Origin of the sequence: Rhodopseudomonas infernalis, assembly GCF_022271405.1 — a bacterium.
GTDB lineage: Bacteria > Pseudomonadota > Alphaproteobacteria > Rhizobiales > Xanthobacteraceae > Rhodopseudomonas > Rhodopseudomonas infernalis.
On sequence record NZ_JAJNAL010000027.1, the window covers coordinates 22990 to 38183 of the forward strand.

The 15194-nt window shown below is 66.2% G+C and carries 15 protein-coding genes and 1 tRNA gene; 7 read left to right on the plus strand and 9 right to left on the minus strand.

The features are described from left to right. The first annotated feature begins 12 nt into the window (after window positions 1-12). Both LPW26_RS17440 and trxC read left to right on the plus strand, forming a co-directional pair. Window positions 13-234: a ChaB family protein gene (locus tag LPW26_RS17440; RefSeq protein WP_238736752.1), complete on the plus strand. Its 222-nt coding sequence runs from the start codon at window positions 13-15 to the stop codon at window positions 232-234. A gap of 70 nt (window positions 235-304) precedes the next feature. Then, window positions 305-742, plus strand: a complete 438-nt coding sequence (gene trxC / locus LPW26_RS17445) for a thioredoxin TrxC (RefSeq protein ID WP_238736753.1) — start codon at window positions 305-307, stop codon at window positions 740-742. On the opposite strand, the gene LPW26_RS17450 is transcribed toward trxC, so the two are convergent. After that, entirely contained in the window at window positions 743-1228 is a 486-nt protein-coding gene (locus LPW26_RS17450; protein ID WP_238736754.1) for an Lrp/AsnC family transcriptional regulator, read from the minus strand. A 109-nt stretch (window positions 1229-1337) separates the two neighbouring features. Here LPW26_RS17450 and megL point away from each other — a divergent pair, with 109 nt between their 5' ends. Both megL and LPW26_RS17460 read left to right on the plus strand, forming a co-directional pair. Beyond that, a complete protein-coding gene (gene megL / locus LPW26_RS17455) occupies window positions 1338-2543 on the plus strand; it encodes a methionine gamma-lyase (RefSeq protein ID WP_238736755.1) in 1206 nt (401 codons plus the stop codon). A 302-nt stretch (window positions 2544-2845) separates the two neighbouring features. Further along, window positions 2846-5320: a sensor domain-containing protein gene (locus LPW26_RS17460; RefSeq protein WP_238736756.1), complete on the plus strand. Its 2475-nt coding sequence runs from the start codon at window positions 2846-2848 to the stop codon at window positions 5318-5320. An 11-nt stretch (window positions 5321-5331) separates the two neighbouring features. Here the strand turns inward: LPW26_RS17460 and LPW26_RS17465 are convergent, their stop codons facing one another. From LPW26_RS17465 to LPW26_RS17475, 3 genes are all read right to left on the minus strand, one after another. Then, window positions 5332-5853 carry a hypothetical protein gene (locus LPW26_RS17465; protein ID WP_238736757.1) on the minus strand — a complete coding sequence of 174 codons (522 nt, stop codon included), beginning with the start codon at window positions 5851-5853 and terminating at the stop codon, window positions 5332-5334. A gap of 74 nt (window positions 5854-5927) precedes the next feature. Beyond that, window positions 5928-6002 (minus strand) — tRNA-Glu (locus LPW26_RS17470). Between the two features lie 403 nt (window positions 6003-6405). Beyond that, window positions 6406-6741 carry a hypothetical protein gene (locus LPW26_RS17475; RefSeq protein ID WP_238736758.1) on the minus strand — a complete coding sequence of 112 codons (336 nt, stop codon included), beginning with the start codon at window positions 6739-6741 and terminating at the stop codon, window positions 6406-6408. A gap of 30 nt (window positions 6742-6771) precedes the next feature. Here LPW26_RS17475 and LPW26_RS17480 point away from each other — a divergent pair, with 30 nt between their 5' ends. After that, window positions 6772-7776: an RluA family pseudouridine synthase gene (locus LPW26_RS17480; RefSeq protein ID WP_238736759.1), complete on the plus strand. Its 1005-nt coding sequence runs from the start codon at window positions 6772-6774 to the stop codon at window positions 7774-7776. Between the two features lie 219 nt (window positions 7777-7995). Beyond that, the gene (gene rpoH, locus LPW26_RS17485) at window positions 7996-8895 is read left to right on the plus strand and encodes an RNA polymerase sigma factor RpoH (protein WP_119856145.1); all 900 of its coding nucleotides are present in this window, start codon (window positions 7996-7998) and stop codon (window positions 8893-8895) included. Between the two features lie 203 nt (window positions 8896-9098). On the opposite strand, the gene LPW26_RS17490 is transcribed toward rpoH, so the two are convergent. Genes LPW26_RS17490 through LPW26_RS17500 form a run of 3 tightly spaced genes read right to left on the minus strand, consistent with a single transcriptional unit; the run spans window position 9099 to window position 11001 of the window. Next, window positions 9099-9461, minus strand: a complete 363-nt coding sequence (locus LPW26_RS17490) for a hypothetical protein (RefSeq protein WP_238736760.1) — start codon at window positions 9459-9461, stop codon at window positions 9099-9101. A gap of 60 nt (window positions 9462-9521) precedes the next feature. Further along, window positions 9522-10439, minus strand: coding sequence for a methylated-DNA--[protein]-cysteine S-methyltransferase (locus LPW26_RS17495; RefSeq protein WP_238736829.1), 918 nt, complete (start codon window positions 10437-10439; stop codon window positions 9522-9524). Window positions 10440-10488: 49 nt separating this feature from the next. Further along, the gene (locus LPW26_RS17500) at window positions 10489-11001 is read right to left on the minus strand and encodes a DUF2244 domain-containing protein (protein ID WP_238736762.1); all 513 of its coding nucleotides are present in this window, start codon (window positions 10999-11001) and stop codon (window positions 10489-10491) included. A gap of 22 nt (window positions 11002-11023) precedes the next feature. On the opposite strand from LPW26_RS17500, the gene nth reads away from it, so the two are divergent. Continuing rightward, window positions 11024-11809: an endonuclease III gene (gene nth, locus LPW26_RS17505; RefSeq protein ID WP_238736764.1), complete on the plus strand. Its 786-nt coding sequence runs from the start codon at window positions 11024-11026 to the stop codon at window positions 11807-11809. A gap of 117 nt (window positions 11810-11926) precedes the next feature. Here the strand turns inward: nth and LPW26_RS17510 are convergent, their stop codons facing one another. Continuing rightward, window positions 11927-13447, minus strand: a complete 1521-nt coding sequence (locus tag LPW26_RS17510) for a S10 family peptidase (RefSeq protein WP_238736766.1) — start codon at window positions 13445-13447, stop codon at window positions 11927-11929. A gap of 280 nt (window positions 13448-13727) precedes the next feature. Then, entirely contained in the window at window positions 13728-14684 is a 957-nt protein-coding gene (bchO, locus tag LPW26_RS17515; protein WP_238736768.1) for an alpha/beta fold hydrolase BchO, read from the minus strand. Between the last annotated feature and the right edge of the window lie 510 nt (window positions 14685-15194).

A 15194-nucleotide genomic window follows, 5' to 3' on the forward strand; every position in this document is an offset into this window, starting at 1 on the left:
GGGGACGACGTGATGCCGTATAGTTCGATCGACGATCTGCCGCCGCCCCTGCAGGTCCGGCTGCCCCTGCATGCGCAGGCGATTTACATCGCGGCCTTCAACAACGCTTTTGCCGAATACGAGGACCGCGGACCCGAGGAGCAGGAAAACAACGCCCACCGCGTCGCCTGGGCGGCGGTGAAGAAACAATATCGCAAGCAGGGCGAAAACTGGGTGGCGCGGGAACGCAGATAGGCGGCGGCCGGCGCGCCGCTCGCAATCCCACGGACGACACCTACATGATCGCCCGAGGAGGACGCAGGCCATGTCCGATCGTCTGGTGGTGTGCACCCAATGCGGCGGCGTCAACCGCCTGCCGGAGCAACGTCAGGCGCTGCAGGCCAAATGCGGCAGTTGCGGCGCCAAGCTGTTCGACGGCCATCCGGCCGATGTCGGCGGCGACATCTTCGACAAACAGATTTCACGCAGCTCCGTCCCGGTGGTGGTCGACGTCTGGGCGCCGTGGTGCGGCCCCTGTCGGGCAATGGCGCCGGCCTACGAGATCGCCGCCCGCGACCTCGAACCGAACGTCCGCCTGATCAAGCTCAACTCCGACACCGAACAGCAGATAGCCGCCCGCCTCGGCGTCAGCGGTATCCCGACCATGATCCTGTTCGCGAACGGCCGCGAGCGCGCGCGGACCTCGGGGGCGATGCCGCCGCAGCAGATCGTGCGCTGGGTGCGCGAGCATCTGCCAGCGTAATCACGCCGCGGGCAGCGGCAGCGGCCCGCTGAGTTTGTAGCTGCGCATCGCGAACGAGGTGCGGATATCCCGCACCGTCGGCAGCGCCAGCAGGCCGCGCAGCACGGTCGCCTCGTAGCTGGCGATATCCGGCACCACCACTTCGAGCAGGAAGTCGCTGTCGCCGGACACGAGGTGACAGGCGATCACCTCCGGCATGGTCTGCACCGCGGCGATGAAGCTCTCGGCATTGTGGCGGGAATGCCGCTCGACCCGGATGAACGCGAACGCCGTGACCGCGAGCCCGACCGCGGCGCGGTCGACCAGCGCCCGGTAGCTCGCCAGCACGCCGGCCTGCTCCAACAGCTTGACCCGCCGCGAGCACGGCGACGGCGACAGCCCGACCTTCTCGGCCAGCACGATGTTGGGAATCCGGGCATCGGCCTGCAGCTCGGCAAGGATCTTCAGGTCGATCGCATCCAGGGCGATTTTGGCAGGACTCTGCATTTGCTGCGCAGCAAAGTAATGAAGATTGCCAATTTGTACGACAGAGATGGCATGATTGGCAAGTTTCGCGGCGGCTTTCGTGCCATACTGGCCACGAAGGAGCCCGCCCATGACCACATCCGCTCGCCCGCCCGGCTTTGCCACCACCGCGATCCACCACGGCTATGACCCGCTGGCGTATCACGGCGCGCTGAACCCGCCGTTGTTCCTGACCTCGACCTACGCGTTCGCCAGCGCCGCCGAGGGCGCGGCGCGGTTCGCTGGCGAGGCTGACGGCTATGTGTATTCGCGGGTCGGCAACCCGACCGTGGCGGTGCTGGAAAGCCGGCTGGCAGCGCTCGAGGGCGGCGAGGCTGCGCTCGCCACCGCCTCGGGTGTCGGCGCCCTCACCGCACTGATCTGGACGCTGCTGAAGACCGGCGACCACATCGTCGCCGACCAGATGCTCTATGGCTGCACCTTCGGGCTGTTCGAGCATCATCTGCCGCGGTTCGGCATCGAGGTGACCTTCGCGGATCTCACCGATCCGGCGAACCTGCAGGCCGCGCTCGCGGCCAATACCCGGCTGGTGTTCTCCGAGACCCCGAGCAATCCGAACATGCGGCTGGTCGACATCGCGGCCTGCGCCGACATCTGCCGCCGCGCCGGCGTCCGCCTCGTCGTCGACAACACCTATTGCACGCCGTATCTGCAGCAGCCGCTCGCGCTCGGCGCCGATCTCGTGGTGCATTCTGCGACCAAATATCTCGGCGGCCATGGCGACCTGCTGGCCGGCGCGGTGGTGGGGCCGAAGGAGATCATCGATCAGCTCCGCTTCACCGGCATCAAGGAGCTGAACGGCGCCTGCATCTCGGCGTTCGACGCCTTCCTGATCCTGCGGGGCCTGAAGACGCTGAACCTGCGCATGGACCGCCATAGCGCCACCGCCTCGAGACTCGCGCACGATCTGCAAGCCCACCCCGCGGTCGCCGCCGTGTACTACCCCGGCCTCGACAGCCACCCGCAGCGCAAGCTTGCACAGCAGCAGATGCGCCAGCCCGGCGGCATGATCGCGCTCGAACTCAAAGGCGGCCTCGCGGCCGGCCGCAGTTTCATGGACAACGTCAAGCTGGCAACGCGCGCCGTCAGCCTCGGCGACGCCGAAACCCTGATCCAGCATCCGGCCAGCATGACGCATGCGACCTACGATCCGGCCGAACGCGCGCGGCACGGCTTTACGGATGGGCTGATCCGGCTTTCGGTCGGGCTGGAGGACTATGAGGATCTAAGCCAGGATCTGCTGGGGGCGCTGCAAGCGGCGCCGCGATCCGCGTAGCTCCGTTATCAACCAGGGGGCGACCGATAACGCTTAGCCAGTCAGAATGGTTGCAAGGCGAAGCCGCTACTCGGCGGCCGACCCCGGTTCACTCAAATTATACCACAATGTAGAACGCTCTCGCCGCGTTGAAACTTGCTGCTCTGACGGCCTGCGGCTTCATGTTACCAATCAGGCTGTATCATTGTGCGGGTTCGTCTTAGTGGGGAAAGATGGCCGTTCGTGGCGTGTCATTACGGCGGCCTTACGCACGGGAAGCGCAGGGCTGGCATCAGGAGTGGTCTCTGCGTCGAGCGATGAAAATGGCTCGCATCGGCTATTGGGAATCCTATAGCCCGGCTGCGACCGATTTCTGGGCCTCGCCCGAAGTTGCCGCCCTGTACGACCTCGAACCGCCAGACGGCTCGCCTCCGATCGCCGCGATGCAGGACCGCTACCTGGCCGAAAGCCGCCAGGATCTGGAGGCGCACTACGCAGCCTGCTGGACCAACGGCCGGCCCTTCGCGGTCGAGACCAAGCTGTTCAAGGCCGACGGCACGCGGCGCGATTGCGTGGTGCACGGCGAGCCGGAGTTCGACCCGAGCGGTCAGGTTCAGCGGGTGTTCGGCGTCGTCCGGGACGTCACGCTCGAGACCTCTGCGTTGCGGCTGTTCACCGAGAGCGAACAGCGTCTGGCGGATTTCGTCAGCACCGCTTCGGACTGGTGCTGGGAGAGCGGCCCCGACAACCGGCTGCTTCCCTATCCCAAATCGCTCGATGGCAATGCGGCGCTGCAAACCGTCGCGTCCGGCGGAAAGGCACGCTGGGAACTATCCTACGCGCCCGAAGAAGAGGACGCCATGGCCCAGCACAGGGCCGACATGGAAGCCCGGCGGCCGTTCCGCGACTTCGTCTACACCTCGGTCGGGAGCGACGGCTCGCGCATCAGTATCAGCACCAGCGGCAAGCCGATCTTCGCCGATGACGGCACGTTCCTGGGCTATCGCGGCACGGCGAGCGACATCACCCAGCTCGAGGTGGCGCGCGCCTTGCTCGACCAGCGGACGCGCGCCCTGGAGGAAGCACATCGGCTTGGCCGGATCGGCACTTGGACGCACCGGCTGGACACCGGCCGAACGGTCTGGTCGCCCGAACTCTTTCAGCTCCTCGGCCTGGAGCCCGGTGCTTTCGAACCGACTTACGAGAGCACCACGCGTTACTTTCTGGATGACGACGCCGAGCGTCTGCTGAAGATGCAGATGCGCGTCCTGCGTAGCAGCAAGACGGAAGCAACCGACATCCGGGTGCGCCACGCTGACGGCACGACGCGCGATCTGGCCATCATCTGCAAAGCCGAGGTCGCGGCCGGAAAGATCGTCGGCCTGATCGGCACCGCTCAAGACGTCACCGATCGCAAGGAGGCCGAGCGCAGGCTCGAGCAGCTGGCCTACTCCGATCCTCTGACGGGATTGGCCAATCGCGCATTGTTCAAGCGAAAGCTCGCCGGCCTGTTCGACGCCCCCGTCGCGGACGAGCGAACCAACTCGCTGCTGCTGATCGACCTCGATCGCTTCAAGGAGGTCAACGATTCGCTCGGGCATTCCACTGGTGATGCCCTGCTGATTCACGTGTCGAATGTCCTGCGGCAGGAGCTGGATCCGGAAGCCTTCATCGCCCGGATCGGCGGCGACGAATTCGCCGTGCTGACCGACAACCCATGCGCGTCCGCCGACGAGCCGATCACGCTTGCCAATCGGATCATCGCCAAGCTGTCGGTGCCGGTCGAACTCGCCGAAGGCGAGGCCTGCATCGGCGCCACGATCGGCATCGCCATCCTACCCCAGCATGGCGCGACCGCGGAGAAAGCCTCGCGCAACGCGGATCTTGCGCTCTACATGGCGAAAGAAGCGGGGCGCGGCCGGGCCCAGCTGTTCGAGCCGATCTACGCCGAGGCGGTCGATCAGAAGCTCGACCTCGGCCGGCGCCTGCGCCACGCCGTCGAGAGTGGCGGCCTCAAGACGCACTACCAGCCGCAGATCGATCTGAAGACCGGCCGGATCAGAGGATTCGAGGCCCTGCTGCGCTGGAGCCATCCCGAGCGCGGGCCGATCTCGCCGTCGGAGTTCATTCCGATCGCGGAAAGCACCGGCCTGATCGTCGATCTCGGCCATTGGGTTCTGCGCGATGCCTGCAGGCAGATGCGCGCCTGGCTCGATGCCGGATTGCCGCCGCGATCGGTGTCGGTCAACGTTTCGCCAGCGCAGATCTGGAACGGCGATTTCGAGAAGGTCGTGTCCGCGGTGCTGGCCGAGACCGGCCTGCCCGCCGAGCTGCTCTGCCTGGAGCTGACCGAGAACCTGTTTGTCGATCATACCAAGCAGAAGGTCAGTAGTACGCTCGCAGCGCTCTCGAAGCTTGGCATCCAGCTCGCGCTCGATGATTTCGGCTCGGGCTATTCGTCACTCGGTTACCTGACGCGCCTGCCGTTCAACTGCCTGAAGATCGATCGGACCTTCGTGAGCGGCATCGCCACCGAGCCCGAGAAACGCAAACTGCTCGGAGGCATCATCGCGCTCGCGCACGGCCTCGGAATGAGCGTGGTCGCCGAAGGCGCCGAACTGACCGCGGAGGTCGACCTGCTCACCACCTTCGATTGCGATTTCGTGCAGGGCTACGTGTTCTCGAAGCCCGTCGCGGCAGATGAGGCGCCGGGGGTGGCGGCGGAGATTGAGCGGGGAGCGCGACCGGCGAAGGCGAACAACGGCGCTCAATTCATGTCGTGCGCTTCGGATCCATAGCGAAGTAACTACTAAACGGTTTCGGCACTTTTAGTGTCAGAATCTTTAAGCTGCGGGAAATCTGACTCTAGGCGCTTCATGGTTGCCTTCAGAGCGTTGGTCAAATTCACGTACCCATGATCCGTCCACTGCACGGTGATCCCTCCGACCGTGTCGCCCAAGAACGTTCTCCCAACAACCGCCCGCCCCACGAAACAGGGCGAACGATTCGTTGCACGTAAGACCGTAAACCCAGGCTGAAACTTCCTTCTGAGCACGGCATGTTTCGATGCAAGAGCAAACGCTCTCACGACAGCAAACGGCACAAAGTGAGCAGCAAGATCTTCTACGTAGCGTTTGATTTGGCCCTCCGCTTCTTTGCCTTTGTCCGCTGGGAACTCGTTTTGAATGATATGATCAATTACATGAAGCAGCGACATCGAGGCTAACATTGCCAGTCGACGGTTGCTTTTGTTGCGAAAGAACTCTTCGACCGTCGGCCGAACGACTTGGTCGTAGTAGACTTTGGCAGGAAGGATCGAGGATTCGATCATGAACTGGCTCCGGAAATTCGAATGCCGTTCAGGTGGGCCGGAGGGCACGCCAGCACAATTCTAAGACCGAAAACTGGCGCTCCCTAGGGGAATCGAACCCCTGTTTCAGCCTTGAGAGGGCCGCGTCCTAACCGCTAGACGAAGGGAGCGTGAGGGCCGAACCAATAGCCGCGAAATGGCGCGGCTGCAAGATCGCGGGCGGCCAATTTCTGTCGCCATGCCTGGGCTCGTCGCAGGAAGTCACATTGTTGCGCCGTGCGGTGACCCTGGATGGCCGGGTCACGCCCGAGGGACCGTCTCGATCGCTTGATTTGCCCAGCGTCCCGTCATGGCCGGGCTTGTCCCGGCCATCCACGCCTTTTCAGGCGTTTTCGTCAGCAAGAAGGCGTGGATGCCCGGCACAAGGCCGGGCATGACGCGCGGAGGCGAAACTGCCCGACTTCGAAGCGCGCAATTCCGGCGGGCCATCGGATCGGCAGGCGAGGGTCATGCGCCGGAGATGCTCGCCGAACTGCGAGGCTCTCAGGCTCATCCCACGCTTGCAGCCCGCCCCTACGGCTCGTTCGCGAACGTCAGCCGCCCGGCGGGCTTCATGGTTTTGGCGTCGAAGCTGCGGATTTCGGTGGCGCCGCCGACGTCCAGGGTGACGACGATGTGGTCGCCGGCGACGGCGGTGGAGACCACGCGGGCGCCCTTGGGCAGGCGCAGGGTTTGCTCGGCCGCCACCGGGGCGCTTCCCTCGGAGCGGAAAAGCTTATAGCCGATGGCGATCAGAACCGCCCCGAGCGCCAGCGCCGTGGTCAGGCCCGCGATCATCATCATCCGCCGTACCCGCGCAAACAAGGCGGCCTGTTCGGGGGTCGGTTCGGGCAGGGCGGTTTCGGTCATGCAACACTCGGTTTTTCGGAAGGCTCAATCGTGAACGATTCGTCGCAACATCTGCTGGAAGTGGTCGTGGCCGGCGACGAGGGCTCGTCGCGGCTCGACCGCGTGCTGGCGGCGCGCTGCCCCGAATTGTCGCGGTCGCGGCTGAAGGTCCTGATCCTGGACGGCCGCGTCGCAATCGCCGGCAGCGCGGTGCGCGACCCCGCTTATCATGCGAGCCCGGGCGAGACGATCACAATCGACGTGCCGCCGCCGGTGGCGCCGGAGCCGCAGGGTGAGGCGATCGCGCTCGACATCGTCCATGAGGACGACGACCTGATCGTCATCAACAAGCCGCGCGGCCTGGTGGTGCACCCGGCCGCCGGCCACGAGACAGGAACCCTGGTCAACGCCTTGATCGCGCATTGTGGCGCGTCGCTGTCCGGGATCGGCGGGGTGCGGCGGCCCGGCATCGTGCACCGGCTCGACAAGGACACCACCGGCCTGATGGTGGTGGCCAAGAACGACAAGGCGCACCAGTCGCTGAGCGCCCAGTTCGCCGATCACGGCCGCACCGGGGAACTGCGGCGCGGCTATTACGCCTTCGTCTGGGGCGTGCCGAGCCGCGCCCGGGGCACCATCGAGGCGCCGATCGACCGCCACCCCTATGCACGCGAGAAGATGGCGGTGCGCGACGGCGGCCGTGAGGCGATCACCCATTGGGAGGTGCTGCAGACCTTCACGGGGCGCAGCGGCGGCGAGGTGGTGTCGCTGATCGCCTGCCAGCTCGAAACCGGCCGGACCCACCAGATTCGCGTCCACCTAGCGCATCTCGGCCACCCGCTTCTCGGCGACGAAGTCTACGGGCCGCACTTCAAGACCAAGGCCAGCCAGCTCACGCCGGAAGCCCGCGCCGTGCTGGCCGAGCTGGGCCGGCAAGCGCTGCATGCGTATCTTTTGGTGCTCGAACACCCGTCTACCGGCGTCGTCCTGGAGTGGGAATCCGCCCTGCCGGCCGACCTGAGCCGCCTCAGGGCCGCCCTGTCGGCGACGGAATGACGCACTCAGGTCAGAAAACGGTAAGCATTTCAGCGCGTTGTTTATACGTCACAGTCAAGTGACAAGACCGTAACTAAACTTGCACGACTAACCTCGTGTATATTGCAGGTGCGTTGGGATGGCTCAACGCGGAACATCGCAGGCCGGTCGGCTTTAGGAGAGCGACCCGTCTGCCAAGCCGCCCGCGGATCGGGGGCTTGAAACCACTGGAGGGCGCTGATGGCCCGTGCAGCTACGTTACCCGTTCTCAACGGTGAATCCGGCCTCGCTCGGTATCTGGCGGAAATCCGCAAGTTCCCGATGCTCGAGCCCGAGCAGGAATACATGTTCGCCAAGCGCTGGCGCGAACACGATGATCGCGACGCCGCGCATCAGCTCGTGACCAGCCACCTTCGGCTCGTGGCGAAGATCGCCATGGGCTATCGCGGCTACGGCCTGCCGATCTCCGAAGTCGTTTCGGAAGGCAATGTCGGCCTGATGCAGGCGGTGAAGCGGTTCGAGCCCGATAAAGGCTTCCGCCTCGCCACCTACGCGATGTGGTGGATCAAGGCATCGATTCAAGAGTACATTCTGCGTTCTTGGTCGCTCGTGAAGATGGGCACCACCGCGAACCAGAAGAAGCTGTTCTTCAATCTGCGCAAGGCGAAGAGCAAGATCTCGGCGCTCGACGAGGGTGATCTGCATCCCGATCAGGTCAAACTGATCGCCACCCGCCTCGGCGTCGGCGAGCAGGACGTGATCGACATGAACCGCCGCCTCGGCGGCGACGCTTCGCTCAACGCGCCGATTCGCGACGACGGCGAACCCGGCGAATGGCAGGACTGGCTGGTCGATCAGTCGCCCAATCAGGAAGCCGTGATGGCCGAGCACGAAGAGCTCGATCATCGCCGCCGTGCCCTGACCGGCGCGATCGGCGTGCTCAACCCGCGCGAACGGCGGATCTTCGAGGCGCGCCGCCTCGCCGACGAGCCGATGACGCTGGAAGACCTTGCCGCCGAGTTCGGCGTGTCGCGCGAGCGCGTCCGCCAGATCGAGGTGCGGGCGTTCGAGAAGGTGCAGAGCGCCGTCAAGGGCACCATCGCCCGCCAGGAGCAGGCCGCGCTGGAAGCCGCGCACTAATCACTTCCGGCGCCGACCAACGACGACGAACCCCGCCCTCGCCGGCGGGGTTTTTGTTTGTGCCGAGTGATGGGCAATGCCCATCCACTCGTCATGCCCGCGCTTGTCGCGGGCATCCACGCCTTCAGGCCTTGCAACGGTCAAGGCGTGGATAGCCGGAACGAGTCCGGCCATGACGAGGCAAGCATTCGCCCGGTCGCGGCTCAGGCGCGCTTGGCGGTGCCGGTGACGAGGCCGGTCTGGCCGGTGACCGGATCGGTGACCACGGTGCGGATCGAGGCGGTGTCGTTCTTGCCGAGCGCAAACTTGGTATCGCCGACCCGGAACGAGCCGTCCTTGATCAGCACGCTCTGATACTTCACCGTGCCTTCGCTCTGATACTTCACCTGGGCGCGGAAGCCCTTCACATCCGTGACAGTGATCGAGAATTTCTTGGTGTTCGAATAGGTGCCGTTCCACGTGCCCTGATAGTCCTTTGGATCGACATTGACGTATTTGGTGTTCGACGGCGTCTGCAGCGCCGCGGAGGTGTAACCCGACGCCAAGACGCTCATGATGTCGGCCATTGCACGGCTCCCATGGCGAGTCTTGGCAGCCACTCCACACCGCAACGGGTTAACAACGTGTTAAGCGATGCCGCCCGGCGGCTCGCTTGCGCCGATCCGCCCCGCTTCCCAGCCGATCATCGCCTGTTTGCGGGTCAGGCCCCAGTGATAGCCGGTCAGCGCGCCGCCTTTGCCGAGCGCGCGGTGGCACGGGACCACGAAGGAAATCGGATTCTTGCCGACCGCCGCCCCGACCGCCCGCGAGGCTTTCGGAGACGCGATCCGATGGGCGATGTCCGAGTAGCACAGCGCCTTGCCCATCGGGATCTTCAGCAGCGTCTGCCACACCCGCACTTCGAAATCGGTGCCGATCAGCACCACGCGCAGCGGCTGCTCGGCGCGCCATTGCGCCGGGTCGAACACGCGCGCGGCGAAAGGTGCCGTGAAGGCCTGATCGGCCAAACAAGTCGCGCGCGGCCAGCGCTGCTGCAGATCTACGAACGCGGCCTGCTCGCCGCCCGGATCGGCGAACGCGAGCCCGGCGAGGCCGCGGTCCGAGGCGATCACAACCGCGGTGCCGAACGGCGACGGATGGAAGCCGTAGCGCAGCGTCAGCCCGGCGCCGCCGCTCTTCCACTCGCCCGGCGACATCGCCTCGTGGGTGACGAACAGATCGTGCAGCCGGCCGGGGCCGGACAGGCCGGATTCCAGCGCCGCATCGAGCACGCTGGCGGAATCGCGTAGCAGGCTCTTGGCATGGTCGAGCGTCAGCGCCTGCATGAAGGCCTTCGGCGTCAGCCCGGCCCAGCGGCGGAACAGATGGTGCAGTTCGTCGGGCGTCAGCCCGGCCGCGTCGGCGATCGCCTCGACGGTCGGCTGCGCCTTCCACTTCTGCGAAATGAACGCGATGGCGCGGCGAACGCAGTCGTAGTCGGCCAGCGCGGCGTCGCGCGGGCCGGGCTTGGCGAGGATGTGGTCGGAGACGGCGAGGTTCATCATGCGGCCGATGATACAAGCCGCAGCGCCCGCAGCCACCCGCTTTCCGGCCTCAGTTGTACACCGGGCCGCGCCGCGCGGCATCCAGCGCGGCGCCCAACGCATTGGCGAAGCTCGCCTTCTCGTCGGCACCCAGGAAGCTCGCGATGCTGACGCGGCGGCCTGAGGAGACCAGATACAATTGCTCGATGCCGAATTCGGCATGCACGATCTTTTCCAGCCGGACCCAGAGCGGGTTCAGCACCCACTCCACCACCTGGCCGCGATGCGACGTGCGGCGGATCCGTAACTCGTTGGGCGTGATGGAGATTTCCTCGCTGGCGCGGCCCCGCGCGAACGTCACCCGGAACGCGACGTAGATGGCCAGCAGGTCGAGGCCGAAGAAACCGAACACCGGCCAGGCGCCCATCATCCAGAAGCCGATGCCGGCCGCGAAGCTGATCGTGCCGAAAAATCCCATCAGCACCAGAAAAGCCTTGTGACTCAAGGCGCGATGCGGCTTGAGCAGCGCCGAAAACAGTTTCGGTTGCACCCGATCCGGATCAAGATCGCTGTCTGTGATCATCGCGGAATATTATACCTCATCCATGCCCAAAACCACTCGCCGCATCGCCGCCCCCGCCGCCCCCAAATCCGCCAAAAAACCCGTCCCAGGTCTTGAGGCAAACCTGAGGCAGCCAAAAAAGCTTGCGGCAAAGTCGGGGCAGACCGCGAAGCGGCCCAAACCACCCCGCCGCTGGACCGCCGCCGAGGTCCATGAGGCCTTCGGTCGCTTCGCCAAGGCCAACCCGGAGCCGAAGGGCGAGCTCGAACACGTCAACCCGTTCACCCTGCTGGTCGCCGTGGTGCTGTCGGCGCAGGCGACCGACGCCGGCGTCAACAAGGCGACGCGGAGCCTGTTCGCGATCGCCGATACGCCGGCCAAGATGCTGGCGCTCGGCGAGGAGCGGGTGCGCGAGGCGATCAAGACCATCGGCTTGTTTCGCACCAAGGCCAGGAACGTGATTGCGCTGTCGCAAAAACTGATATCCGACTTTGGTGGACAAGTACCAAGTACGCGCGAAGAGCTGGAGACGCTGCCGGGCGCCGGGCGCAAGACCGCCAACGTGGTGCTCAACATGGCGTTCGGCCAGCCCACCATGGCGGTCGATACGCATGTATTCCGCGTCGGCAACCGCACCGGCATGGCGCCGGGCGACACGCCGCTCGCGGTCGAGCTCGGGCTCGAGAAGGTGATCCCGCCGGAGTACATGCAGCACGCCCATCACTGGCTGATCCTGCACGGCCGCTACACCTGCCTGGCCCGCAAGCCGCGCTGCGAGGTGTGCCTGATCAACGATCTGTGCCGCTGGCCGGAGAAGACGTTGAGTTAGTTCGCAGGCCTCTCCGTCATTGCGAGCGAAGCGAAGCAATCCACGCCGCGCGCTCTGCGCTGGATTGCTTCGTCGCTCCGCTCCTCGCAATGACGGGGATGGGCGTGTCTGGACTAACTACTTCATCATCGCCTTGACGTCGTCGCGCAGCGCTTGCCGCGACGGGTCGTCGGCGTAGAACATGTGGCCGCCCGGATAGACGATCAGGCTGACGCGGTTCTGCGCCAGGGTCGGCGGCAGCTGGTCGAGCACGATCTGGTTGCCGAAATACGGCGCGGCGAGATCGTACAGGCCGCCGGTGACCAGCACGCGCAGCTTCGGGTCGACCGCGAGGATCTGGCGCAGCTGCGTGACCGATTCGACCGGATGCCGGCCGCGGCCGAAGTCCCATTGGCCGGCGACCGCGCCGTTGAGCAGCTGATAGGAGCCGCTCGGCCGCCAGTTCAGCTTGTTGCGGGTGAGGTCGACCGCCGCGCTGGTCAGCGGCGCGATCAGCGCGTCGGCGGAGGGATCGCCGAACTGGCCGTCGCTGGAATCCGGAAACGGATCGAGCCCCTGCACCGAGCCGTCGAACCGGCCGGTGACCTTGCCGCTGGCGCGGGCGAACTCGCGCTGGAATTCGGACGTATCGAACCGTCCCGCGAGCCGGCGCGTGACCGTCTTGTCGATGCCGGTCAGCACCGAGACGCGGTCCGACAGCCGCGTGGTGGCGTCCTGATCGGCCTCGCCCTTAAGCAGATCCGCCAGATACTCGCCGCGCGCGTAAGCCTCGACGTCGGCCATCGCGGCGCGGGTGACGGGCCCCTTCTGCTGCCGCGCCACCGCCGCCATGCTGGGCAGCCGGGTGACGTATTGCAGCAGGCTCGACCCGGAGAGTTCGCGGAAATCCATCACCGGCGACACCAGGATCAGGCCCTTGACGCCGATGCCCTGCTTGGTCTGGAGGTCGCGCACCACGCGCGGGCCGCGGATGCCGCCATAGCTTTCGCCGGCGACGTATTTCGGCGACAGCAGCCGGTCGTTGGCTTCGAGCCAGCGGCGGATCACCAGCGACAGCGCCGCGATGTCGCCCTCGACCGAATAGAACCGCTTACGGACGTCCTCGCCGTCGGCGACGAAGCGGCTGTAGCCGGTGCCGACCGGATCGATGAAGACGAGGTCGGTGAAATCGAGCCAGGTCTCGGCGTTCGGCAGCAGCGCCGGCGTTGCCGAGGCCGACGCCGCCTCGCCCGCCATCGGCAGCCGCCACGGTCCGGCGGCGCCGAGCTGCAGCCACGCCGAGGACGCGCCCGGCCCGCCATTGAACAGGAACGTCACCGGCCTGGTCCGCGCATCGGCGGTGTCGAGCCGATAGGTCGTCGTGGCGATATCGGCCTGCGGCTCGTTCTTGTCGTTGAACAGCCGGATGGTGCCGGCGGTGGCGGTGAAGGCGAGGCTGCGGCCGGGCAGCGCCAGCGTGTGCTTGGTGATGGAGTCGGGCGGGAGGCGATGCTGGTCGGCCTCCGCCGCTTTGCCTTGCGCAGTGACTGTCGCCGGCTTGGCCGGCGAGGCGTCCTGCGCATGCAGCGGCGCAAGCGACGGCGTGGCAATCAGCATCCCCAGCAACGCGGCGCGACAGAACCCGAGCGACTTCACCATGCGGCCTCCTTGAGCATCCCCTCGCCGTCTGACGGGCAAGCGAGACAAATTGTTTCCAAGGAGAGATGCCGCCGAACTACGTCGGTTTAGCGACGGGGCGGACCACACCCACCACCGTCATCCCCCGCGCATGCGGGGGATCCAGTATGGCAGAGCGCTGGTCGTGAGAAGCTGACGCTCTGCAATACTGGGTCGCCCGGACGAGCCGGGCGATGACGTGGTTGGTGGGGATAGCGCGTCCATCAACAGCGGCGACAATGAGGGTTGCGCGGAGTGCTGCTCACTCCGCCGCCGCCACCATCCGCGGCAGCAGGCCGGACTCGCGGGCCAGTTCGGTCATCAGGCCGGCGACGTCGTGCGGGCGTTCTTCGTGGGCGAGGTGGCCGAGGCCCTGCATCACGTCGACGCGGGCGCCGGGGACGATCGCCTGCACGCGGGTGGCATCCTTGGCGGCGATGGTCTTGTCGTTGCTGCCGGCGATCAGCAGCAGCCTCGGCGCGAGCTGCGGCAACTCGGCCGCCAGTTCTTCGAGCCGCCAGCTCGCCATCATCCGGATCGCCGCCGCCACATGCCCGGGGCTGCCGACCAGACGGCGATAATACTCGACGCCGGCCGGATCGACCGACGAGCCGGTGTCGGCGATCATCCGCTCGACCATGCCGGGATTGCGGGCGAACCGCGCCACCAGCCGCGGCACCAGCGCAGTGGTCGCCAGCATCCGCGCCAGCGGCAGCATGTAGCGGCTGGCAGTGCCGCCGATCGGCAGCAGCGCGGCATTGAGCCCGACCAGCGCGGCCGGATCGATGCTGCCGTCGAGGCACATCCGGGCCGCCACCGCGGCGCCGGCCGAATGCCCCGCCACCATCACGGGCCGATGCCCGAGCCCGCGCAGCAGCGCCGCGAGGTCCTGCGCCATCGCGGCCATCGACATCCGGCACGCATGTGGCGTGTCGGTGAAGCCGTGGCCGGGCAGGTCGGGCGCCACCACGGTGAAGTGCTCGGCCAGCAGCGGCGCCAGCATGCGCCACGAATGCGTCGCCGCGCCGGTACCGTGGAGTAGCAGCAGCACCGGGCCGCGACCCATCTGCTGCACGTGCCAACGCAGGCCCCCGGCATGCACGAAGGCGCTCGCCGCGCGGTGCGGCCAGTCGCGGCCCTGCACGGCCCAGTCCGGCTTGGCAAGCGACGCGGCAAAGGATTCGCCGAGCGGATGATTGTCGTTGAGGGCGTGCTGCATACCGTCGGTCTCGTTGTTGCGCCGATGGCAACATCGCCGGCGCAGGCTGTCAAACGCCGGACACGGCCGCGGTTCCAGCGGCGCGAGGGTTTATCTCAGCGCTGGTAACTAATTAGGGCTGGGGTGCGCGGCGCTGCGCGCGCTCAGGGACGCGGACGGCTGCTACGCACTGCCGATTGACACTCTGCGTCAGCTTGGCGAGACACACCGCGGCCGCGGCCGGGTGGTGCTGACGCGGGCTCCTGACGAAAACTGTCCACGCGTGATGACAAGCGTGAAATCGTCCGTGATAGGCCCGGTTTGTGGTTTGAAGCGTGCGAATGCAGCCCAATATCATTCGCAAACGAGCACTCGCAGCGACTCACCGGCGATCCGGCCGTGGTGTTACTCGCCAGCTTCGCTGCGCGCTCGGCTCGAACGGAGAGCCTCGCGATGAAGATATCCCATTTTGCCAACTTCGTCCTGATGATCGTCGGCGGCGCCGCGCAGGAAGTCGCCCATGCGGTGAAG